At 36.8% G+C, this 21,710-nt stretch carries 23 protein-coding genes; 19 read left to right on the forward strand and 4 right to left on the reverse strand.

Features of this window, described 5'->3' with window-relative positions; genetic code table 11:
* Positions 1-116: 116 nt before the first annotated feature.
* On the reverse strand, positions 117-1,463 hold the full coding sequence (gene rho / locus G5B98_RS04200) for a transcription termination factor Rho (RefSeq protein WP_196087274.1): 1,347 nt from the start codon (positions 1,461-1,463) through the stop codon (positions 117-119).
* Between the two features lie 289 nt (positions 1,464-1,752).
* Here rho and G5B98_RS04205 point away from each other — a divergent pair, with 289 nt between their 5' ends.
* Entirely contained in the window at positions 1,753-4,134 is a 2,382-nt protein-coding gene (locus G5B98_RS04205) for a heavy metal translocating P-type ATPase (RefSeq protein WP_196087275.1), read from the forward strand.
* Positions 4,134-4,376, forward strand: a complete 243-nt coding sequence (ccoS, locus tag G5B98_RS04210) for a cbb3-type cytochrome oxidase assembly protein CcoS (RefSeq protein ID WP_021090484.1) — start codon at positions 4,134-4,136, stop codon at positions 4,374-4,376. Before G5B98_RS04205 ends, ccoS begins: the two co-directional genes overlap by 1 nt.
* Here ccoS and G5B98_RS04215 read toward each other — a convergent pair.
* Positions 4,363-6,000: a DNA polymerase III subunit gamma/tau gene (locus tag G5B98_RS04215; RefSeq protein WP_196087276.1), complete on the reverse strand. Its 1,638-nt coding sequence runs from the start codon at positions 5,998-6,000 to the stop codon at positions 4,363-4,365. The genes ccoS and G5B98_RS04215 overlap by 14 nt on opposite strands.
* 148 nt (positions 6,001-6,148) lie before the next feature.
* Between G5B98_RS04215 and G5B98_RS04220 the strand changes: the two genes are divergently transcribed.
* Positions 6,149-6,754, forward strand: a complete 606-nt coding sequence (locus tag G5B98_RS04220; protein WP_196087277.1) for a LysE/ArgO family amino acid transporter — start codon at positions 6,149-6,151, stop codon at positions 6,752-6,754.
* A 162-nt stretch (positions 6,755-6,916) separates the two neighbouring features.
* Here G5B98_RS04220 and glnA read toward each other — a convergent pair whose 3' ends face one another.
* Together glnA and G5B98_RS04230 are read right to left on the reverse strand one after the other, a co-directional pair.
* Complete coding sequence (gene glnA / locus G5B98_RS04225) at positions 6,917-8,347, reverse strand: type I glutamate--ammonia ligase (protein ID WP_196087278.1); 1,431 nt, start codon at positions 8,345-8,347, stop codon at positions 6,917-6,919.
* Between the two features lie 88 nt (positions 8,348-8,435).
* Complete coding sequence (locus G5B98_RS04230; protein ID WP_196087279.1) at positions 8,436-9,215, reverse strand: histidinol-phosphatase; 780 nt, start codon at positions 9,213-9,215, stop codon at positions 8,436-8,438.
* A 135-nt stretch (positions 9,216-9,350) separates the two neighbouring features.
* Between G5B98_RS04230 and G5B98_RS04235 the strand changes: the two genes are divergently transcribed.
* The 16 genes from G5B98_RS04235 to trmD all read left to right on the forward strand — a co-directional run bounded on the left by G5B98_RS04235 (position 9,351) and on the right by trmD (position 21,702).
* Positions 9,351-10,109 (forward strand): chemotaxis protein, encoded by a 759-nt coding sequence (locus G5B98_RS04235; RefSeq protein ID WP_196087280.1) that lies wholly within the window; start codon positions 9,351-9,353, stop codon positions 10,107-10,109.
* Positions 10,109-11,368: a peptidase U32 family protein gene (locus G5B98_RS04240; protein WP_196087281.1), complete on the forward strand. Its 1,260-nt coding sequence runs from the start codon at positions 10,109-10,111 to the stop codon at positions 11,366-11,368. The genes G5B98_RS04235 and G5B98_RS04240 overlap by 1 nt, the downstream gene beginning before the upstream one ends.
* The gene (gene purE, locus G5B98_RS04245; RefSeq protein WP_149714972.1) at positions 11,365-11,859 is read left to right on the forward strand and encodes a 5-(carboxyamino)imidazole ribonucleotide mutase; all 495 of its coding nucleotides are present in this window, start codon (positions 11,365-11,367) and stop codon (positions 11,857-11,859) included. The genes G5B98_RS04240 and purE overlap by 4 nt, the downstream gene beginning before the upstream one ends.
* A gap of 12 nt (positions 11,860-11,871) precedes the next feature.
* Positions 11,872-12,345, forward strand: a complete 474-nt coding sequence (locus G5B98_RS04250) for a DUF3972 domain-containing protein (RefSeq protein WP_087584427.1) — start codon at positions 11,872-11,874, stop codon at positions 12,343-12,345.
* Positions 12,346-12,348: 3 nt separating this feature from the next.
* On the forward strand, positions 12,349-12,768 hold the full coding sequence (locus G5B98_RS04255; protein WP_196087282.1) for a GyrI-like domain-containing protein: 420 nt from the start codon (positions 12,349-12,351) through the stop codon (positions 12,766-12,768).
* Between the two features lie 5 nt (positions 12,769-12,773).
* Positions 12,774-14,312 carry an AbgT family transporter gene (locus tag G5B98_RS04260; RefSeq protein WP_196087283.1) on the forward strand — a complete coding sequence of 513 codons (1,539 nt, stop codon included), beginning with the start codon at positions 12,774-12,776 and terminating at the stop codon, positions 14,310-14,312.
* Between the two features lie 18 nt (positions 14,313-14,330).
* Positions 14,331-15,191 carry a glycine--tRNA ligase subunit alpha gene (gene glyQ / locus G5B98_RS04265; protein WP_196087284.1) on the forward strand — a complete coding sequence of 287 codons (861 nt, stop codon included), beginning with the start codon at positions 14,331-14,333 and terminating at the stop codon, positions 15,189-15,191.
* A 6-nt stretch (positions 15,192-15,197) separates the two neighbouring features.
* A complete protein-coding gene (locus tag G5B98_RS04270) occupies positions 15,198-15,920 on the forward strand; it encodes a Nif3-like dinuclear metal center hexameric protein (RefSeq protein WP_196087285.1) in 723 nt (240 codons plus the stop codon).
* Positions 15,921-15,937: 17 nt separating this feature from the next.
* Positions 15,938-16,645, forward strand: coding sequence for a zinc ribbon domain-containing protein (locus tag G5B98_RS04275; RefSeq protein ID WP_084041386.1), 708 nt, complete (start codon positions 15,938-15,940; stop codon positions 16,643-16,645).
* Positions 16,646-16,653: 8 nt separating this feature from the next.
* Positions 16,654-17,790 carry a lipid IV(A) 3-deoxy-D-manno-octulosonic acid transferase gene (gene waaA, locus G5B98_RS04280; RefSeq protein ID WP_196087286.1) on the forward strand — a complete coding sequence of 379 codons (1,137 nt, stop codon included), beginning with the start codon at positions 16,654-16,656 and terminating at the stop codon, positions 17,788-17,790.
* On the forward strand, positions 17,787-18,545 hold the full coding sequence (locus tag G5B98_RS04285) for an RluA family pseudouridine synthase (RefSeq protein WP_194167500.1): 759 nt from the start codon (positions 17,787-17,789) through the stop codon (positions 18,543-18,545). Before waaA ends, G5B98_RS04285 begins: the two co-directional genes overlap by 4 nt.
* Before the next feature lie 62 nt (positions 18,546-18,607).
* Positions 18,608-19,948, forward strand: coding sequence for a signal recognition particle protein (gene ffh / locus G5B98_RS04290; RefSeq protein WP_194167501.1), 1,341 nt, complete (start codon positions 18,608-18,610; stop codon positions 19,946-19,948).
* 72 nt (positions 19,949-20,020) lie between these two features.
* Complete coding sequence (gene rpsP, locus G5B98_RS04295; RefSeq protein ID WP_021090829.1) at positions 20,021-20,248, forward strand: 30S ribosomal protein S16; 228 nt, start codon at positions 20,021-20,023, stop codon at positions 20,246-20,248.
* Positions 20,248-20,490 carry a KH domain-containing protein gene (locus tag G5B98_RS04300; protein ID WP_021091005.1) on the forward strand — a complete coding sequence of 81 codons (243 nt, stop codon included), beginning with the start codon at positions 20,248-20,250 and terminating at the stop codon, positions 20,488-20,490. The genes rpsP and G5B98_RS04300 overlap by 1 nt, the downstream gene beginning before the upstream one ends.
* Entirely contained in the window at positions 20,483-21,013 is a 531-nt protein-coding gene (gene rimM / locus G5B98_RS04305; protein WP_196087287.1) for a ribosome maturation factor RimM, read from the forward strand. The genes G5B98_RS04300 and rimM overlap by 8 nt, the downstream gene beginning before the upstream one ends.
* On the forward strand, positions 21,010-21,702 hold the full coding sequence (trmD, locus tag G5B98_RS04310) for a tRNA (guanosine(37)-N1)-methyltransferase TrmD (RefSeq protein WP_196087288.1): 693 nt from the start codon (positions 21,010-21,012) through the stop codon (positions 21,700-21,702). Before rimM ends, trmD begins: the two co-directional genes overlap by 4 nt.
* Positions 21,703-21,710: the final 8 nt, after the last annotated feature.

The following is a 21,710-nucleotide window of genomic DNA, read 5'->3' on the forward strand; positions in this document are numbered from 1 at the left end:
ATAGCAAGAGCTAGAAAATTCAAAATTTCTAAGATATTTTTGGCTAGAAAGCCGGAGTTATATATTTTAAATGAAGTGACTTGAGCTCAAAGCAAGGGCTTCAAGCTCAGTTGAATTTACTCGTTTAGGATAGAGAGAAGCTCTTTATTATCTTTTGTTTTTAGCATTTTTGCGTATAAGAATTTAAGCGCTTCGACATCGTCCATTGTGGCGATCGCAGAGCGGATAGCCCAAATTTTTTGAAGCTCATCAGGCTTTTGAAGTAGCTCTTCTTTTCTGGTGCCTGATTTTAGCACGTTGATAGCTGGGTAAATTCTGCGGTCTGAGATGTTGCGATCAAGCACGATCTCGCTGTTTCCAGTGCCTTTAAACTCTTCAAATATCACTTCGTCCATGCGTGAGCCAGTGTCGATAAGTGCTGTTGCGATGATGGTTAGTGAGCCGCCGTGCTCGATGTTTCTAGCTGCGCCAAAGAAGCGTTTTGGTTTGTGAAGTGCGTTTGCGTCCACGCCGCCTGTTAGCACCTTGCCACTTGGCGGTGTCACTGTGTTGTAGGCACGTGCTAGACGGGTTATGCTATCAAGCAAGATGATGACGTCTTTACCCATCTCAACTAGACGTTTTGCCTTTTCGATGACTAGCTCTGCTACGCGGACATGATTAAGCGCTGGCAGGTCAAATGTCGAGCTAAATACCTCGCCTTTTACGCAGCGCTGCATGTCGGTAACTTCTTCTGGTCTCTCGTCAACCAAAAGCACCATTAGCTGGGCTTCTGGGTGATTTTTAGCGATGCCGTGAGCTAACTCTTTCATAAGTTCAGTTTTACCACTTCTTGGAGGTGCGACGATGAGACCACGCTGACCCTTGCCAATAGGTGTGAAAAGGTCAAGCACACGGCCCGTTAGCTTCATAGGATCATACTCTAAATTTAGCTTTTCAGTTGGGAAAAGTGGGGTTAGGTTGTCAAAGAGTGGCCTCTCTTTTGCGTCTGCTAGAGGCATGTAATTTACCGCTTCGATCTTTAAAAGAGCGTAGTATTTTTCTTGATCTTTTGGCTCTCTTACTTGGCCGGTGATGATGTCGCCCACGCGAAGTGCAAATTTGCGGATCTGTGAGTTTGAGACGTATGCATCGTTTGAACTGTCACTTAAATTCGCATCAACAGCTCTTAAAAAGCCATAACCTTCATTTGTGATCTCCAAAATTCCAGTAAATAGTATAAAGCCGCCTTGTTTTGTCTGGGTTTTTAGTATCTCAAATATCAAATCCTGCCTACGAAATTCGCGTGGATTTTCGACACCGACGCTATTTGCGATCTGTACTAGCTCATCTAAGCTAAGCGTTCTTAGTTCTTCGATCTTGTGTCCGTCTACTGGTATGTGTGTTCTTGATGCTTGATGCTTTTTTGTAGTTTTTGTGTTTTGAGCAGCACTTTGCTCGGTTTGGGTTTGGTTATTTTCCATATTTCCTCTTTAAATGCGGGGATAATTTTGCAGAATTTCTAGGTTTCAAAAAGAAGTTTTTGAAAGTTTTGGCATTTTATAAAAATAAAACTTTGTTGTCAAGAAATGGCATAAAATAAAATTTTTGCTCAAAAATGGTTGATTTGCTATAATCTCTCCATTTTATAACGATAACAAAAGAAGAAATTTGTGCCTATTTTTGTAGTTTGCCTACCATAAATTTATATGGTGCGTAATAGGCATGCGATGCAACAATATTGGTAAAAATTTTAGATAAAAGAAAGTAAAAATGCCACAAAGTAGATGTGCTCATTGTAGATTAAAATTTGATGAAAACGTGATGATATCAAATGAAAGCGGACTTAAATTTTGCTGTGTTGGTTGCAAAGGTGTTTATGAAATTTTAAATGAAAATGGGCTTAGTGAGTTTTATGAACGTCTTGGTAAAAATACACTTACACCGGCAAGCAACGGTGCAAATATCAAAAATTTAGCGGCAAATTTTAGTGAGCTTGTGACAAAAGAGGGCGACTTTAGTCAAATTTCATTTTTAATCGATGGTATCACTTGCTCAGCTTGCATCTGGCTACTTGAAAAGGCACTTTTTAGCTTACCTGGCGTCTTGGAGGTAAATATCAACTCGCTTAATCAAAAAGCGGTCATTGTTTTTGATGAGCAAGAGCTTTTAATAGAGCAGATAATTGAAAAAATTTATTCCGTTGGCTACGTCCCAAAGCCATATGCTACGAGTCAAAAAGAGGACGAGCTAGCTAAGAAAAGAAGAAAATTTTACACAAAAGCACTAGTTGGTATCTTTGCTACGATGAATATTATGTGGCTAGCTATTGCTCAGTATAGTGGGTATTTTAGTGGTATAAGAGGCGATATAAAAGATATTTTAAGCTTTGCGCAGTTTGTATTAGCAACGCCTGTGCTTTTTTATACTGGTAGCGAGTTTTTCAAAGGGGCAAAGATAGCCATAAAAAACGCTTCGCCAAATATGGATTTGCTCGTTATCACCGGAGCTAGCATAACCTATATCTACTCTATTTTTGCGATGTTTACGAGGAGTGGCGAGAGCTATTTTGACTCGGTTACAATGATTATCACCTTTGTTTTTATCGGTAAATTTTTAGAAATTTTGGGTAAGAAAAAGGCACTTGAGACTTCAAATTTCTTAAATGATATGCTGCTTACAAAGGTATGTATTTTAGAAGATGGTAAGGATGTTTTAAAAGAGCCAAGAGATGTAAATTTGGGCGAAAAGATCGTGCTAAGATCTGGCGAGAGGGCGCTACTTGATGGAGTGATGCTTAGTGGTGAGGCAAGCGTGGATAGCTCAAGTCTAACGGGAGAGAGCCTGCCTGTGACCTTGGGAGTGGGGCAAGAGGTAAAAAGTGGCATCATTTGCCAAAATGGACAAATCATCTATGAAGCAAAGGAAATTTTTAAAAATTCTTATCTAAATCAGCTTATAAATTTGCTCCAAACTGCAGAGCTAAAAAAGCCAAATATCGAGCTAATGGTTAATAAAATCGCTTCTAAATTTTCTCTTAGCGTGCTGACGTTAGCATTTTTTACATTTTGGTTTTGGTACTTTAAATTTGACTTTTCAGAAGCTATTGTCACGGCTGTTAGCGTCATCGTGATCGCTTGCCCTTGCGCGCTTGCGCTTGCCACGCCAGTTAGTAGTGTCTGTGCCCTTGGTGTGGCCTTTAAAAATAGAGTACTTTTTAAAGAGGCTAAATTTTTTGAAAGCCTTGCAAAGTGCGATGTAGCAGTATTTGACAAGACTGGCACGCTCACAAAGGCGGAATTTGAAGTTAGTGATTTTTTCATAAAAGAGAGCATAAGCTTAGATGAAATTTATTCGCTAGCTCTTATATCAAATCATCAAATAAGCGTGGCAGTGGCTAAATTTTTAAAGCAAAAAGGCGCAAGGAAAATAGAGCTTAAAAATACAAATTTAAGTGTGGCAAAGGGTGTTGAGGCTGAAATTTCAGGTAAGAAATTTTATGCAGGAAGCAAGCGATTTTTAGTTGAAAATGGTATTAGCTTTGATGAAGCTGAAGAAAATGTGAGCTTTTTTGTGGGGCTTAATGGTGAGTTAGTGGCGAAATTTTACCTAAAAGATAGTGTAAAGCCCGAGGCAAAGGCCTTGATAGACGAGCTAAAGAGCGCTGGTATGAAAGTGTGTATCTTAAGTGGCGATGTGCAAAAAGTGGTAAAAAACGTGGCAGATGAGCTTGGCGTGAGCGAGTTTAGAGCAGAGATGTTGCCTGAAACGAAAGCTAAATTTATAAGCGAACTAAAAGATCAGGGCAAAAGGGTGCTAATGGTAGGAGATGGCATAAACGACGCAGCAGCACTTAGCCTTGCTCATGTTGCTATTTGTATGGGAAGCGGGGCGGCAATAAGCTTAGAAAGAAGCGATGTAGTGCTACTTGATGATAGTTTAAAAAGTCTAGCGAAGGCCATAAAAATCTCAAAATTTACTTACAAAACGATAAAACAAAATTTGCTCTTTTGTCTTCTTTATAATGTTCTTGCTCTGCCATTTGCCGTATGTGGCTACGTCATTCCGCTATTTGCTGCGCTTTTTATGTCGCTTAGCTCGCTAAGTGTTATCTTAAACTCGCTTTATATTGTTAGAAAATTTAAGGAGAAATAATGGATAGCGCGACACTTGCGATGCTAGTTTTTATCTCAGTTTTAATGGGAGCATTTTTGCTTTTTGGCGTGCTTTGGGGGATAAAAAATAAGCAATTTGAGGACTACCGAAAATTTTTAGACGGAGCAAATTTGGACGATGAAGAGGCACTAAATGAAGCTTATGAGTTAGAGCTTCGCAAAAAAGAAGCGCTAAAAAAGAGGCTAGAGGCTAGCAGTAAAGATAAGGCTAGCTCTCGATAGTTGGCTCGCCAAAGAGTCTATTTGCCTCTTTTAGAACCCCTTGTTCTCTTTGCCTTTGAAGCTCTTCTGGCGTTTTTGGCTCTTTATTTAGCATCAAAGTAAAGTTATTTTTCTCGTTTTGCAGTTCGCTTTTTATTTCGGTTTTTGGCTCATTTTTAGTTTCAACGTTATTTGCATTTAGTCTTGAAATTTCCTCATCAAGCTCGTCTAATTCGCTTTTTTCATTGTTTTCTAAAGAGGCTTTAGGTGTCTTAGTTTGTGCTTTTTGCTCATCGCTCTTTGCATTTACTATCTTCGCATTTTGTCCAAAAAGCGTACGCAATATCTCGTTTAAAATTTTCCAATTTTTCTTAAAATACTCTAGATTTTCATCTTTTGCATTTACTATCAGTCCAAGCTCATTGTTATTAAAGAAGCTAAATTCTACAAATTCTTTAAAAAACTCGCCAAGATCGTAATTTCTATCATAAATTTTTGTTAAGAAGAGTTCATATGGACCTTGCATTTTAGCAGGAGCTACTTGGCTTTTTTGAGTGATGACTTCTGTGATTTGAGTGGAATTTTCGCTATTTTTTGAGATCACTTCATTTATAGCGTCATCGATATCTTGTAAATTTAGCGCTTCTATCATCATAAAAAGCATTAGCATTAGCACAAAGCCATTATCGCTACTTACATTTAGCATACCTTTAGCTTGTGCCAAAATCCTAAAAAATCTCTCATAAACAAGTAGTGAAATTTTTGAGTCGTTTTCTATAAATTTTTGCTTTAAATTTGCCAAAATTTCATCTATTATCATCTCTGGATCGTAGCTTTCAAGTTCGCTTACAAGCACTCTGATAGCATTTTTATCGTGATTTAAAACATGAGCTATTATCTCTTCGATCTTTTCTGGATCAAGAAGTCCTAACATTGATGCTACGCCATTTGCCGTGACATTATTTGCCCCGTAAATAATAGCTTGATCAAGAAGCGTCAAAGTATCTCTTAACGATCCTCCGCCACTTCTTGCTAAAATTTCAAGCGCCTCTTTTTCGTAGCTAATGCCTTCTTTGCTTAAAATAAACTCAAGATGTTTAATGATGCTGTATCTGCTTATCTGTTTAAATCTGAAATGCTGCGTTCTTGAAAGCACCGTTGTTGGGAGTTTTAATGGATCAGTCGTCGCTAGGATAAATTTTACATAGCTTGGTGGCTCTTCAAGCGTTTTTAAAAGAGCATTAAATGCCTCTTTGGTTAGCATATGCACTTCGTCGATTATAAAAATTTTATATCTTGCCATTGCTGGAGCATATTTTGTTTGCTCTATTAGCTCTCTTATATCATCTATCTTTCTGTGGCTAGCAGCGTCCATTTCAATGATGTCCATATGCCTTGACTCATTTGCCATTATGCATTGTGGACATACTTCACATGGCTTTGAAGTAGGTCCTTTTTCGCACACTAGTGCTTTTGAAAATATCCTGGCACTTGAAGTTTTACCGCTTCCTCTAAGCCCTGAAAATAGATATGCATGACTGATTCGACCTTCGTCAAGTGCGTGTATTAGGCTTTTACTAACTGCTTCTTGACCTATGAGCTCGTCAAAATTTTTAGGGCGATATTTTAAAGCTAGTGCTTGCAATGCGGTATCCTTTTTATAAAGTTCAAGGATTTTATAAAAAAAGGCATAAATTTATGATTATTTATCCTTTTCATATAGTTAAAATTTTCGATCTTTTAGATTGCTTTTAGTTAAATTTTAGATAATTGGTAATTTAAAAAGGATGAAAATGTCTGCATTTTGGAGTGGATTTTTTATAAGTTTATCTTTAATATTGGCTATCGGCGCGCAAAATGCATTTGTTTTGAAGCAGGGTATAAAAAAGGAACATGTTTTCGCAGTTTGCTTAATATGCGCATTTAGTGATGCCTTGCTTATATTTGCTGGAGTTTTTGGTTTTGCAAAAGTGCTACAAAAATTTGAGTTTTTTAAACAGGTTGCCATATATGGTGGCTTTATCTTTTTATTTGTCTATAGTCTAAAGAGTTTGTATGGTGCATTTAAAAATCCCAAAAGCCTTCTTCCTAGTGCGCAACACGAGTCAAAATTTAGCAAAATAATGCTTTTGACGCTTGCTTTTACTTGGCTAAATCCTCACGTCTATCTTGATACGATGCTTTTAATAGGATCTATTTCAACAAAATTTGGAGATGAAAATATAATTTTTGGCATCGGTGCTAGTCTTGCATCGCTATTTTTCTTCTTTTCTTTAGGATATGGAGCAAGAGTTCTCGCTCCAGTTTTTGCAAAAGAATTTTCATGGAAAATTTTAGAAATTTTTGTTGGAATTATTATGCTTCTAATCGCTTTTAGTTTACTTTTTACTAAAGTATAGATAAGATACATAAAATTTTACGCTAAATATTTTGTATTTTTATATGTATTAAAAATTTACATATTATTAATGTAAGATGCATTGATATGTACGACGGAGATTTTATGTTTTAAATTTGATTAAAAAAGTCTCCAAGCCCAAAATGAGCTTGGAGATTGCGTTTTAGCAAGAGAAGCAAGTTTTAAACTCATAAGCGGTTGGGCGCGCTTCGTAAGGCCAAACTTGAGTTTCAAATTTGAAATGTTGATAGGTGTCTATGAAAAGATCGGTCATTATTGGTTTTAAGTATTCATTATCGCGAATTAGCGCTTCAAGGCTGCCACGAAGTGTGTGTGGAAGCTGTTCTATGCCGCGCTCTCTGATCTCATCAAGATGAAGTTTAAATAAATTTTCATCCATCGGACCAACTGGCTCGTATTTGTTTTTAACGCCGTCAAGGCCAGCCATTAGCATCGCTGAGAAGGCTAGATAAGGGTTTGCTGTGCTATCTGGAAATCTCATCTCAGCCCTAACTGACTTCTCGCCAGCGCCGTAAGGTATGCGGATGCTCGCTGAGCGGTTTTGGCTCGAGTAGGTTAGGATAGATGGCGCTTCAAAGCCTGGGATTAGGCGTTTGTAGCTGTTTGTGCTTGGGTTTGTGAAGGCTGCAACGCTTCTTGCGTGTTTTAAAACGCCGCCGATGTAGTGCCTTGCAAAGTCACTTAAATTTGCGTAGTTGCCCTCTTTGTAGAATAAATTTTTGCCATCTTTCCAGACTGATTGATGCACGTGCATGCCGCTGCCGTTGTCGCCATAAAGCGGTTTTGGCATAAATGTAACTGTCTTGCCGTTTAGGTGAGCGACCATGCGAACGACGTATTTGTAAATTTGAACGTTGTCAGCAGCCTCGACTAAGTTGCCAAATTTCACGCCGATCTCGCCTTGACCTTGTGCGACTTCGTGGTGTCCTAAAAAGACTTCAAGACCAACTTGCTCTAGAACTTGCATCATCTCGGCTCTTAGATCTACCATGCTGTCGATTGGCTGAGTCATCAAGTAGCCGCCTTTTCTGCGTGGGCGATGACCTGTGTTGTAGCTATCTTTGAAGTCAGTAGCATCGTTCCACTCGCCTTCTTCACTATCTACTTGATACATCGCGCAGTTTGGGCTATCGATGATTTTGACGTTGTCAAAGACAAAAAATTCATTCTCAGGGCCAAAGTATGCCTCGTCACCAAGACCGCTATCTTTTACGTACTGCATTGCTCTTTTGGCTATTGAGCGAGGGCATTTTTCATAAATTTGACCTTTGTAAATGTCGTAAATATCGCAAAAAACAACAACTGTAATATCAGAAGTAAATGGGTCTAAAAATGCAGTTGTAGCTTCTGGCTTCATTATCATATCGCTCTTATCAATTGGTTGCCAGCCATGCATAGAGCTAGCGTCCATTGGGATACCATTTGTGAAATTTTCTTTCGTAACAGCTTTTATATTGTAGCTAATGCTATGCCAAGCACCACCTAAATCAGTAAATCTAAAATCTACAAATTTGACTTCATTTTCTTTACAAAAATCAAAAAAATGATCTATATTTTGGACGAATTTTCCCACTTTTTTCTCCTTCTAGTTTTTAAATTTTTCGTATTCTATCATAAAACCTAATATTTAAGATTAAATTTATATTTTATTTGAACCCAAGCTAAAATTTTACCAATTCTCTATCTCTATTTTTAAAAATAGCACATTTTGAATAACCTAAATCTCTAGCTATTTGCTCGCAAATTTCACCATTTTTACCGATATCTTCTTTTGCGTGAGCATCTGAGCCAAAGGTGATGGTTATATCTTTTTCGGCTATAAGCTCTAGTAAATTTACGCTTGGATATTGCTCGCCGATAGGCTTTCTAAAGCCAGCAGCATTTATCTCAACAACTAAATCTGCTTCTTTTATCGCATTTACTGCATTTTTAGCCAAAATCCTAACATCCTTTTTTGGCAAAAATTTAAAAAGTTTTAAAAGATCAATGTGCCCCATAATGTCAAATTTGCCAAGCTTAGCCGATCTTTCTACATGATCAAAATACTCTTGCCAAATCTGATCCAAGTCTTTGCCCTCGTAGCCACCGATAAATTCTGGATTGTCAAATGCCCAGCCATTAAAAAAATGCACAGAGCCTATCAGATAATCAACTTTTCTAGCAAAAACTCGCTCATCCATAAATCCATCTAAAAAGTCCATCTCATAGCCAAGTAAAATTTCTATCTCACCGCTAAATTCATCTCTTAAACGTAAAATTTCATCTTCATAGCCTTGCATTTCATCAAAGCTCATTCTGTAAGCTTCATCGTAGTTCATCGGTGCGTGATCGCTAAAGCCAAAGTATTTTGTGCCAGCTTTTATTGCGTTTTGTACATACTCTCTTGGCTTGCCAACTGCGTGCTTGCAAAGTGGCGTATGGTTGTGAAGATCGACGGTCATTTTATGCCTTTTAAGGTCGTTTATTTTTAAAAATGCTATCTAAAAATTTATAAATTTAAAGATAAAGGCATTGCCTTTAAACTTACTTTTTATTTAAATCCTATATAATCAAGCCAAATTTTATTAGGAGCTTTTATGACCCAAGAGGAACTTGACGCACTTATGGCAGGTGGGCTAGATGATGAGTTAGATAATACTAAAGAAGATGCTGGCCAAGAGGTTGCGGACGTCAAAGGGGATACGGACGAGGTAACAGAAGTTGCAGAAGCAATCGATACTAAAGATGAGCCACAGTCAAAATCAGAAAGTAATTCAAAGAATGCAAAAAATTATAGAGTTAGTGCAGATGGCGTTTGGCCACCACCACCACCAACGGAAGATCACAAAATGGTTCATCAGCTTGATGACGTAACAAGAGATAGCGAAGAAAAAGCTACTCAGATGTTTGATAAGCTTGAGACGATAAATAACTTTTTTATGGACGCTGAGAGCGACTCAAATAGCCTAAAAGACACAATAAATTCAAACATTGAGCTATTTACGACGCTAAGTGAGAAATTTCCAAATATCGCTGCATTTAGTGAGGCTTTGGAGAAAAATAACTCGCTTCTTGGCACGATCGATAATATCATCGGAAATTTACAAATGGGACAAGATGAGATCATGATGGCTATGGATATGATGCAGTATCAAGACATCCATAGGCAAAAGATCGAGCGTGTTATCAACGTTATGAGGGCGCTAAGTAAATATATGAATACCTTGTTTGAAGGTAAAATCGACGATGATAAGCGTGTTAGTTCCGCTGTTCACATCGCTGGTGATACAACAACCGAAAATCTTGTCAGCAACGACGATATCGAAGCCTTGATAGAAAGTTTGGGTAAAAAATAGTGCTAAAAAGGCCTGAGCTTTTATCTCCAGCTGGGAATTTAACAAAACTTAAAATCGCCCTTGAGTATGGAGCTGATGCTGTTTATGGCTCGGTGGCTAGCTTTTCACTAAGGACTAGATCAGCAAGGGAGTTTAACCTTGAAACATTCAAAGAGGCGATAGACTACACACATGCAAAGGGAAAGAAATTTTATGCGACCATAAATGCCTTTCCTTTTAATTCGCAGATCGAGCCATTAAAAAGGCACTTGCAAACTATCTCGGCGATGAAGCCAGATGCCTTTATCATCGCAACTCCAGGCGTTATGAGTCTAGCAAAAGTCATCGCTCCTGATATCGAGATACATCTCTCAACTCAGGCAAACGTTATGAATGTGCTTGATGCAAAAATTTATCACGATATGGGTGCAAAACGTATCGTCGTAGCACGCGAGATGAACTTAAAAGATGTCATAAAGATAAAAGAAGAAATTCCAACTCTTGATATCGAAATTTTCGTCCATGGCTCGATGTGCTTTGCTTACTCTGGTAGGTGTTTGGTGAGCTCAGTGCAAAGCGGACGTATGTCAAATCGCGGTAGCTGTGCCAACGACTGCAGGTTTAAGTATGAACTCTATGCCAAAAACGAAGAGAGTGGTGTGCTTTTCCGCTTAGAAGAGGATGAAAAAGGCACTCATATTATGAACTCAAAAGATCTTTGCCTCATCTCTCACATCAAAGAGATCGTTGATAGCGGCGTAATAGATAGCCTAAAAATAGAAGGTCGCACAAAGAGCGAGTATTACGCAGCTTGCACAGCAAGAGCATATAAAATGGCGATAGATGATGCCATGGATGATAAATTTAACGCACAAATTTATGAGAATGAGATAAATACGTTGAAAAATCGTGGCTTTACAGATGGATACTTAGTGCATAGACCTTATGAACGAACCGATACGCAAAATCACCTTAGTAGCCTAGAAGAGGGCACACATCAGGTAAATGCAATAAGTGAAGATGGCGAGTTTTTTAAGTGTAAATATAAAATTTTTCCAGGCAATAGCTACGAGATCGTGGCTCCTACTGGATCGGTTATAGAAGATAGTGAAAATGAAATTTCAAAGGTCTATTCACAAGATGGCAAGAAATTTATCAAATTTAAGCAGCTCATCACCAAAAAAGGCAAGGTTATGAGCGAAATTCATAGCGGCAATGAAAACGAAATAAGTCTTGGTGTTAAGCTGCCAAAATTTAGCTTTTTGAGGGAGAAAATATGAAATTTGTTTCTATTATAATGGGAAGTAAGAGTGACTATGATATCGTTAGCGAGGCGGCAAAAACTCTTGAAAAATTTGGTGTAAAATATGAACTAATAATCAGCTCAGCTCACAGAAGTCCAAAAAGAACTAGCGAGTACGTCGCAAATGCAGAAAAAAAAGGCGCAAAAGTCTTTATCGCAGCTGCTGGTATGGCGGCTCACCTAGCTGGAGCGATCGCTGCAAATACTACAAAACCAGTGATCGGCATACCAATGGCAGGTTCGGCTCTAAGCGGTGTTGACGCACTTTACTCAACTGTGCAAATGCCAAGTGGTATGCCAGTGGCGACCTTAGCTATCGGAAAAGCTGGAGCGATAAATGCAGCCTATTTGGCGGTGCAAATTTTAGCCCTTGAAGATGATAGTCTAGCAAGTGCTCTAAAAGCTGACAGAGAGGCGAAGATAAAGGCTTTAGAGGAAGATTCTTCAAAGGTTGAAGTGATACTGTAAAAAGGAGAAGCGGTGCAGACTTATCTTGGTGTTGATGAATTTTGCAAACTTGTGCACTTGGAGCGTGAAGTTATCGAAGATATGATAAATCGTGGCGTTTTGAAAACCAAAGAGGAAAATGGAGAAATTTTGATAGAAGCGAGCGAAGGAACGATGAGCGTGGTGCCTAGTGTTTCGCAAAATTTATCTATGCAACCGCAAGGCCAAGATGGTATCAGCTTTGTTGAAAAGACGATTGGAACGATATTAAATTTACACGAAAAGGTGCTTGACGCAAAAGATGAGACGCTTGAAACCTTAAGAAATGAGAATAAATTTTTAAAAGAGGCGCTCATTTCGATGCAAGAGCTCTATGATGAAGATAGAAAAACGGTCGAGACGCTTACAAAACAGCTTAAAATTTCACAAGATGAAGTTGAATTTCTAAAACGAAAATACAAACTCATGTGGAACCAAGCGGTTGAAAATTTTAACGGACAAAAGTAGTTTATGAAGATTATAAATTTAGATGATAGCTTTGAAATTTACGGAGTAAAAACTCGCACTAAAAATGAAGATGAGATAGGCGGCAAGAGTAAAATTCCAGCTTTATGGTCTAAATTTATGAATGAGTACTATGATGGCAAAAGTGAAATTTATAGCGTTTACTGCAACTATGAAAGCGATCTTAACGGACATTACGATAACTTCATCGGCACAAGATTAAGCCACAAAAGTGATGAAATTTTAGAGATAAAAAGTGGCAAATATGCCGTTTTTAGTTTTGCAAATGAGCCACAAAATGTTGCAAAATTTTGGGGTGAAATTTGGAAATATTTTGAAAGTAGTGAGCTAAAAAGAGCCTATGAAACAGATTTTGAGCTTTACAGCAGCGACGAGATAAAAACTTTTATATCTATTTTAGGTTAGAAAAAATGAATAAAAAAAATAATAGTTCAATCTTAAGTTTTATCGAAAATTTTGGTAACAAATTGCCAAATCCAACTATGCTTTTTATCTATCTTTCGATTATTACGATAATAATATCGTTTGTATTAGAAAAGATGGGCGTTGGTGTAAGCTATCAGGCTATCAAAGACGGACAAATATCACAGCTTAATGCAAATGTTATAAATTTGCTTTCTGCTGATAGTCTTAGATCTTTTGTTTCGTCTGTACTTAAAAATTTTACTAGTTTTTATCCTTTGGGAGTAGTCTTTGCAATTATTCTAGGTATTGGTATCGCAGACAAGTCCGGACTTTTATCAGCACTTATGACAAAGATTGCCTTAAAATCTTCCAAAATATGGGTAACCCCAATCGTTATTTTTCTTGGCGTAATGTCAAATGTTGCTTCCTCGGTTGGCTATGTCGTGCTAATTCCGCTTGGAGCTATTTTATTTGCTGGATTTGGTCGCCATCCAATTGCTGGACTAGCTGCTGCTTTTGCTGGTGTTAGCGGTGGCTGGTCGGCAAATTTATTAATCGGTACAAATGACCCTATGTTTGCGGCATTTTCTATGCAAGCAGCTAGCGTGTTAAATCCGGATTATGTGGTACTAGCAACTGCAAATTGGTATTTTATGATCGCTTCGACATTTTTGATCGTATTTGTTGGCTGGTTTGTGACAGATAAAATCGTAGAGCCTAGGCTTGGAAAATTTGATTTTTTGGGTGATTTTAGCTTACAAGAGCATAGCGAGATAAGTGCAGAGCAAAAACGTGGCTTAAAATTTTCGCTAATAGCGTTGATTGTTTTTGTAATTTTATTGCTTGTGGCTATTTTACCTTTAGGCTCTTTATTTGGAGCAAAAGGCAATGAAAGCTTTATGAAGTCTACTTTTATGCATTCTATTGTTGTTTTTATGATGTTGCTTTTTATAGTGGTAGGCGTAGCTTACGGTGTAGGCGCTAGGACCATAAAAAACAGTAATGATGCCATAAAATTTATGGAGCAATCTATTTCTGAGCTATCAGGATTTTTGGTTTTGATATTTTTTGCAGCCCAGTTTACATATCTTTTTAATACCTCAAATATTGGGCTAGTGCTTTCTATAAAAGGTTCTATTTTTCTAAAAGAGGTCGGATTAACTGGACTTAGTCTTATCATGGTTTTTATTTTCTTGATCGCTTTTATAAATTTATTTATAGCTGTTGATTCTGCAAAGTGGGCGATGATGGCTCCGATTTTTGTACCAATGTTTATGAATCTTGGACTCTCACCAGAGCTTACACAGGCTGCTTTTAGAATAGGCGACTCCACTACAAATATCATAACGCCTTTGATGCCATTTTTTGTTTTGATAGTAGCTTTTATGCAAAAATACAATAAAGAGTTAAAAATCGGATCAGTTGTTTCTATTATGCTTCCTTATACGGTTGCATTTTTAATTTCTTGGACAGCGCTAATGTCGTTTTGGTACATTTTTGATCTACCGCTAGGACCTGGTGCAGTTATACACTATGTAAAGTAAAATTTTAAAAGGAAAGCAATGACATTTTCACAAATAATATTAACCCTTCAAAACTATTGGCAAGAGCAAGGTTGCGTTATACTTCAGCCATACGACATGCCAGCTGGTGCGGGCACATATCACCAAGCGACATTTTTAAGAAGCCTTGGGCCAAAGCCCTGGGCGACTGCATACGTAGCTCCAAGCCGCCGTCCTACTGATGGCAGATACGGCGAAAACCCAAACCGCCTAGGCGCTTATTATCAGTTTCAAGTACTCATAAAACCAAGCCCAGAAAATATCCAAGAGCTTTATCTAAAAAGCCTTGAAAGGCTTGGTCTAAATTTGAAAAATCACGACATCCGCTTTGTCGAAGACAACTGGGAGAGCCCTACACTTGGTGCTTGGGGGCTTGGCTGGGAGGTCTGGCTAGACGGCATGGAAGTGACGCAGTTTACTTATTTTCAACAAGTTGGCGGCATCGCATGCGAGCTGATTTCTGGTGAGATAACATACGGCCTTGAGCGTTTGGCTATGTATCTACAAGATGTAAATAGCGTCTACGACATCGTTTGGGACGACAGGAATGGTAATATCGTAACATACGCCGATGTGCATAAGCAAGGCGAGTACGAGTGGAGTAAATATAACTTTGAAGTAGCAAACGTAGATATGCTTTTTAACCAGTTTGAAAACGCATTTAACGAGTGCAAACGCTGCTTAGAGGCTAAAATTTCACTACCAGCGTATGATTATTGTATGCTAGCAGCGCATACTTTTAATGTCCTTGACGCGCGCGGAGCGATCAGCGTTACGCAAAGGCAAGACTACATCCTAAAAATTAGAGAGCTTGCAAAAGAGTGTGCGCTAACTTATAAAGAGAGCCTAGAGCAAAAGTAAAATTTTATGAAAATAGCTGAAATTTATAAAATTTTAGATGAAATTTGTCCGTTTGCGAGCCAAGAGTCTTGGGATAATAGTGGCCTTCAAGTTGGCTCATTTGATAGCGAATTTGAGCGAATTTATCTAAGTCTTGATTTAGATAGCAAACTTTTGCAAAGTGTATTGCCAAATTCGCTTATTATCACTCATCATCCGCTCATTTTTAAGGGGCTAAAGAACCTAGACTACAGCCTTTATCCAAGCTCACTCATAAGAGAGATGATGATAAAAAATATCTCGCTCATCTCGCTTCACACAAATGCTGACCTTGCATTTTTAAATGAAAAATTTGTAACGCAGGTTTTGGGGCTTGAAATTTCAAGCAAAGAGGGTTTTTTGATCTACGCTGATGTGAAGATGAAATGTAGTGAGCTTTGCAAATTTGTAAAAGAAAAACTTGGGCTAGAAAATTTAAGAGTGGTTCATGCAAAAGATGAAATTTCTAAAATTTGTATCTGCACCGGAAGTGGCGCAGATCTCATCCAAGATGTAAAAGCAGACGTCTTTTTAACGGGTGATCTAAAATATCACCAAGCCCTTTATGCAAAGGAAAATGGGCTAAATTTAATCGATATAAATCACTATGAAAGTGAACGTTGTTTTGGTGATTTTTTAGCAAAATATTTGCAAAATCTGAAAATTGAAGTTATAATACGCAATTCTAAAAATCCATTTACATATTGCTAACAAAAAAAGGAAACATTATGAATAAATACTTACAACAATTAGTTGAATTATCTGACCTTGATAAACAAATAGATGGCTTTATACCACGCATTCAAGACATAGAAAAGGCTTATAAAAATATAGAAGAAGAGTGCGAAACCATAACGGTTAATATAGAAAGACTAGATGAAGAGGTAAGTGACTTAAAATCTCAAAAATCAGGCACAAATGCTCATATTGCCGAGTTTAGTGCGAAGATAAAAGATGTTGTTAAAAAAAGATCAAATGTAAAAAATGAAAAAGAGTCAAAAGCCTTAAGTCTTGAAGAGGATATTGCAAAAGAGCAACTTGAGGCTGCAAATGAAGAGATTGCTAGACTTGAGAAGCTAATAGATAGTAAAAATAGTCAAAAAGATGAGCTTGGTGCAAAAAAAGCTGAACTTGAAGAGAATTTAAAAAATATAAAAAGTAAAACTTCATCTGAGCTTGAAAATATTGGGAAAGAACGTGAAGAAGTTTATGCCAAAAAAGACAAGCTTATCGCCACTATGAATCAAAAAATTCTCGCATTTTATGAAAAAATTAGAAAATGGGCTCATAACACAGCTGTTGTTCCTGTAAAAAAACAAGCTTGTTATGGTTGCTTTATGCAGATAAATGACAAAACTTTTTCTGCTGTTATCAAGGGCGAAGATATCGTTACATGTCCGCATTGTGGCAGAATTTTGTATAAACAAGAGCAATAACACATTTCGTGATAATAATATATTACTTTCTAGCCTCAATACTCTATCTATTTGGGGCTATCTTTCTACTCATCTTAAGTTTTAAAAAAAAGTATCATAAGTCGATTCCAGCACGTTTTTTCCTCTTTAATAATCCTAAATTTCAAGATGCAGATGTGCATTTTCACGCTTGTTCGTTTGGTGAAGTGCAAGCACTTAAACCTTTGATGCAAAAATTTGATAGCAAAGCCATAAGTGTGGTGACAAATACTGGCTTTGAAGCGGCAAGTAAAATTTGCTCTAACGCGAGATTTTTGCCATTTGAAATTTTTTTGCCATTTTGGCTAAAAAAGAGCAAAATTTTAGTTATTTTTGAGGCTGAGCTTTGGCTTATGCTAGTTTTCATGGCAAAGCTAAAAGGCAGCCGTGTGATATTAATAAATGCGAGAATTTCAGACAGAAGCTACAAAAGCTACTTGAAATTTGGCTTTTTTTATAGGTATCTTTTTAAATTTATAGATAAGATTTACGCTCAAAGTGAGCTTGATAAAGAGCGGCTAAAGTCACTTGGTGCAGGTGAAACAGAGGTCGTTGGTAACATAAAAGCCGCATTTTTGCCAAGCGTGAGTAAAATTTATGAAAAGCCAAAAGCTAGAGTGATCGTGCTAGCAAGCACGCATACAGGCGAAGAAGAGATGATTTTGCAAAATTTAAATTTAAAAGAAAACGATCTCTTGATCATCGCTCCACGCCATCCTGAGAGGTTTACAGAGGTTGAGAAGATAGCAGGCGACTACGCTAAAAAGCATGATTTTAGCTTTGCGAAATTTAGTCAAACGTATAAATTTGAAGCTAAAGTAAATTTGCTTGACACTTTAGGCGAGCTTGTAAATGTCTATGCTATTAGCGATATAGTAGTGCTTGGAGGCAGTTTTGTACCAAATATCGGTGGGCATAATCCAATCGAGTGCGCACAATTTAACCCAGTAATAATAAGCGGTGAGTTTATATTTAACCAAAAGGCGTTATTTAGCCTAGTTGAAAACATCTACATCGCAAAAGCCAGCGAGATTGGCGGTATAATAGATAGTGATGCCAAAAAGAGCAAGATCACTGTGCAAGCAAGCTCTGATGCGATCATAGAAGATATAAGGAGCACTTTATGAGTGAAGAAAAAGCGTATAAAATTTTAGCTAAACAAAAAAATATCTCAAATAACGAGGCAAAGGAGCTAATAGATAGCGGTCTAGTCTATGCTAAGGGGCAAAAGGTGATGATTGCTCGTGCCTTGATGAGTGAAAATACTAAATTTAGCGTCGAAGAGATGCCAAAACCAAGCATTATCTTTGAAGATGAAAATTTAATAGCTATAAACAAGCCTGCTGCCATAACTAGCGAAAAAATCAGCCAAATTTATAAATTTCCACTCCTTCATAGACTCGATAAAGACACGAGTGGCGTGCTACTTCTTGTAAAAAATGACGAATTCGCAGCACTTGCGATAAACGAGTTTAAAAAGATGAAGGTTGAGAAAATTTATGTGGCCGCAGTTAGGGGTATCATGAGCGAAGAAGTGGTTGTAAATGAGCCGATCTTAACGATAAAAAATAAAAATGGCGCTTTTTCGAAGATATCAAAAGATGGCAAAGAGGCGATCAGCGAAATTTCACCACTAATGGTTGTAGGTAAAAAAACGCTTGTAAAAGTTGCCATAAAAACAGGTAGGACACACCAAATAAGAGTACATCTAGCTAGCTTAAATTTACCTATCGTTGGCGATGAGAAATACGGCAAAAATAGGTCAAACAGAATGTTTTTGCATGCTTATTCTATTGCTCTTTTAAATTATAAATTTAAAGCGCCAATCTCAAGAGAATTTAACTCTCTTGGATTTGAGCTATCTAATAAATTTGAAATTTAAAGAGCAATAAAGAAATTATTTAGTAATATACGCCTTTTAATAACAACTTAGAAAGGTGATTAGTGTTCGAACAAATTAGCGAGTCTTTTAGATTAGCTGTTAGCAAGATACGTTTTGTAGATGACGAAAAAGCTCTAAAAAACGCACTTGACGTGCTCAAAAAAGCTCTTTTAAAAGCTGATGTTCACCATAAAGTCACCAAAGATCTACTCGCGTCTATCGAAAGCGAGTTAAAGCAAACTGGCGTTGGTCAAAAGAATTTCCTAGATGCGATCAAATCAAATTTGACGACCATTTTAACAGCTCCTGGTAACCAAGGCTTTGTCTATGCGCCAGTTGCACCAACTATTGTTTTGATGGCTGGCTTACAAGGTAGCGGTAAAACAACGACAACTATTAAGCTTGCAAACTATCTAAAGTTAAGAAAGAAAAAAGTTTTAGTTGCGGCTTGTGATTTGCAAAGATTGGCGGCAGTTGAGCAGCTAAGACAGCTCTGCGTTGCAAATGAGATTGATCTTTTCTTTATAGAAAATGAACATAACCCAATAAAAGTAGCAAAAGAAGCATTAGAAAAAGCAAAAATTGGTCTTTACGATGTGCTTTTAGTGGATACCGCTGGTCGTCTTGCGATTGATGAAAAGTTGATGCAAGAGATAAAAGATGTAAAAAATGCTATAAATCCACATGAAATTTTTTACGTAGCTGATGCTATGAGTGGTCAAGATGCTGTAAAAACAGCTACAAGTTTTAATGAAATTTTAGGAATTTCTGGAGTTATCCTTTCTAAATTTGATTCTGACTCGAAGGGTGGCGTAGCTATTAGTATTGCAAAACAGCTAAATATTCCACTTAGATTTGTCGGTACTGGCGAGAAAGTAGCTGATATTGAGAGTTTTATACCAGATCGTATTGTAAGTCGTATAATGGGTGAGGGTGACTTGGCCACTTTGGTTGAGAAAACATCGACAATTATTGATGAAAAAGAGGCAAAACGTCTAAATCAAAAGATAAAAAAAGGTCAGTTTAACTTTAATGACTTTTTAGATCAAATGGAAAGCGTTAAAAAGCTTGGTAGTATGAAGTCTTTAATGGGGATGATACCTGGTCTTTCAAATATTGCAAATCAGATAAAAGATATAGATCTTGATAATTCAAAAGAAATTTTGCATATTAAGGCTATGATAAACTCTATGACACAAAAAGAGCGTGAAAACCCAGACCTTTTAAATAATAGTAGAAAAAGACGTTTAGCGACTGGTTCTGGACTTTCTCAGGTAGAAGTAAATCGTTTTTTAAAGCAGTTTGAAAATGCCTCAAAACTTGCTAAGAAATTTTCAGGAAAAGGTGGAGCAAAAGGACTTGCAAATATGCTTTCTCAAGCAAATTTAAAAAGACCTGTTTGATAAAAGGGTTTAAATTTGGATATTTGTTATCTAAATTTAAGCTTTATTTAAAAACAAGAGGAGAAATATAATATGGCAACAGTAGTAAGACTAACAAGAATGGGACGTAAGAAAAGACCTTTTTATCGTATAGTTGTTACAGATAGCAGAAAAAGACGTGATAGTGGCTGGATAGAAAGTATTGGCTATTACAATCCTATGGTTGAGCCAAATGTTATAAATTTCAACAAAGAGAGATTAGATTACTGGAAAAGCGTTGGTGCTAAACTTAGCGATAGAGTTGTACAAATTACAAAATAATGGTTAAAAATTTTTTATACGAATATGCCAAGTTGATTGCCGATTTTCCTGATAAAGTAAGTGTTGATCGCAAGGAACTTGGTGAAAATTTTGCTGAGATAATCATAAGTGCTGATAAGGTTGATACGGGAAAACTTATCGGCAAAGATGGCAAAATGATAAACGCTATAAAGACCGTTATTATTGGTTGTAAAGCCAAAGATAATACAAGTTATAGGGTAACGGTAAAAGCTATTGAATAGTGATATTGTTGAAGTCGCTACCATTGGAAGGTGTGTTGGTTTAAAGGGCTACTTAAAGCTTCACAATAAGAGCGACTTCCCAGAACAGTTTAAAAAAGGTGCAACCTTTTTTGACAAAAACAATGATCAGCTGACCATAAAAGACTATAATAGACAAAAAGAGCTGGTTTTATTTGAAAATTTTGATGACTTAGATCTTGCTAAAACGCTTGTAAATAGAACTATATATACCACAAAAGAGCTCACTAGAAAAAACTGCAAATTAAAAAAAAATGAATTTTTTCAGTTTGATATTATTGGCTTAAAAATTATAGAAAATGGTGAAATTTTGGGTATTGTAGAAGATATCCAAGATAATTTTGCAAATTCACTTTTATACATAAAAACTGATGAAGAGCTTACCTTAGGTGGTAAACCAAAGAATTTTTACATTCCATATTTAGAGCATTTTATTATAAGTGTAAATTTAGACAATGAAGAGATTTTGGTAAAAGGTGCTAGAGCCATTTTAGAAAATTCATGAAATTTACGTTTATTACACTTTTTGAAAATTTAGTTAAACCTTATTTTTGTGATTCTATTTTAAAACGTGCAATTGGTAATAAATTTATTGAAATTGATTTTATGAATCCAAGAAATTTTACTGAAGATAAACATAATAAAGTTGATGATTATATGATTGGAGGCGGAGCAGGACTTTTGATGTTTCCACAGCCTTTGGATGAGTCGATCAAATTTCTAAAAGAAAAAGATAAAAATGCTCATGTGATATTTTTAACGCCAGCTGGTAAAAAATTTAATCAAAATGATGCAAAGAGGCTTTCTAAAAAAGATCACATTTGTTTTGTTTGTAGTAGATATGAAGGTCTTGATGAACGAGTTGTTGAGCTTTGGGCAGATGAAGTTTTTTGTATAGGTGATTTTATTTTAACTGGCGGAGAGCTTCCTGCGCTTTGTATGAGTGATGCAATATCAAGAAATATACCTGGAGTTTTAGGAAACGATATGAGCCTTGAAGTTGAGAGTTTTGAGGATAATTTACTTGAAGCCCCATCTTTTACAAAGCCTGATAATTTTAGATCAATCTTTGTGGTTTCAGAGTTTTTAAAGGGTAACCATGCTAAAATCCACACTTTAAAAAATAAGATGGCTCACTGCAAAACAAGGTTCTTTCGCCCTGATTTATATCAAAAGCTTAAGCCACATAAATAAGGAAAAAC

Source organism: Campylobacter concisus, assembly GCF_015679985.1.
In the GTDB taxonomy this organism is placed as follows: Bacteria; Campylobacterota; Campylobacteria; order Campylobacterales; family Campylobacteraceae; genus Campylobacter_A; species Campylobacter_A concisus_AC.

Bases quoted from the DNA above. Each gene is read 5' to 3' on its own strand.
- rho (WP_196087274.1), bottom strand. From the start codon at position 1,463: ATGGAAAATAACCAAACCCAAACCGAGCAAAGTGCTGCTCAAAACACA.
- G5B98_RS04205 (WP_196087275.1), top strand. From the start codon at position 1,753: ATGCCACAAAGTAGATGTGCTCATTGTAGATTAAAATTTGATGAAAAC.
- ccoS (WP_021090484.1), top strand. From the start codon at position 4,134: ATGGATAGCGCGACACTTGCGATGCTAGTTTTTATCTCAGTTTTAATG.
- G5B98_RS04220 (WP_196087277.1), top strand. From the start codon at position 6,149: ATGTCTGCATTTTGGAGTGGATTTTTTATAAGTTTATCTTTAATATTG.
- G5B98_RS04230 (WP_196087279.1), bottom strand. From the start codon at position 9,215: ATGACCGTCGATCTTCACAACCATACGCCACTTTGCAAGCACGCAGTT.
- G5B98_RS04235 (WP_196087280.1), top strand. From the start codon at position 9,351: ATGACCCAAGAGGAACTTGACGCACTTATGGCAGGTGGGCTAGATGAT.
- purE (WP_149714972.1), top strand. From the start codon at position 11,365: ATGAAATTTGTTTCTATTATAATGGGAAGTAAGAGTGACTATGATATC.
- G5B98_RS04255 (WP_196087282.1), top strand. From the start codon at position 12,349: ATGAAGATTATAAATTTAGATGATAGCTTTGAAATTTACGGAGTAAAA.
- G5B98_RS04260 (WP_196087283.1), top strand. From the start codon at position 12,774: ATGAATAAAAAAAATAATAGTTCAATCTTAAGTTTTATCGAAAATTTT.
- glyQ (WP_196087284.1), top strand. From the start codon at position 14,331: ATGACATTTTCACAAATAATATTAACCCTTCAAAACTATTGGCAAGAG.
- G5B98_RS04270 (WP_196087285.1), top strand. From the start codon at position 15,198: ATGAAAATAGCTGAAATTTATAAAATTTTAGATGAAATTTGTCCGTTT.
- G5B98_RS04275 (WP_084041386.1), top strand. From the start codon at position 15,938: ATGAATAAATACTTACAACAATTAGTTGAATTATCTGACCTTGATAAA.
- G5B98_RS04285 (WP_194167500.1), top strand. From the start codon at position 17,787: ATGAGTGAAGAAAAAGCGTATAAAATTTTAGCTAAACAAAAAAATATC.
- rpsP (WP_021090829.1), top strand. From the start codon at position 20,021: ATGGCAACAGTAGTAAGACTAACAAGAATGGGACGTAAGAAAAGACCT.
- G5B98_RS04300 (WP_021091005.1), top strand. From the start codon at position 20,248: ATGGTTAAAAATTTTTTATACGAATATGCCAAGTTGATTGCCGATTTT.
- trmD (WP_196087288.1), top strand. From the start codon at position 21,010: ATGAAATTTACGTTTATTACACTTTTTGAAAATTTAGTTAAACCTTAT.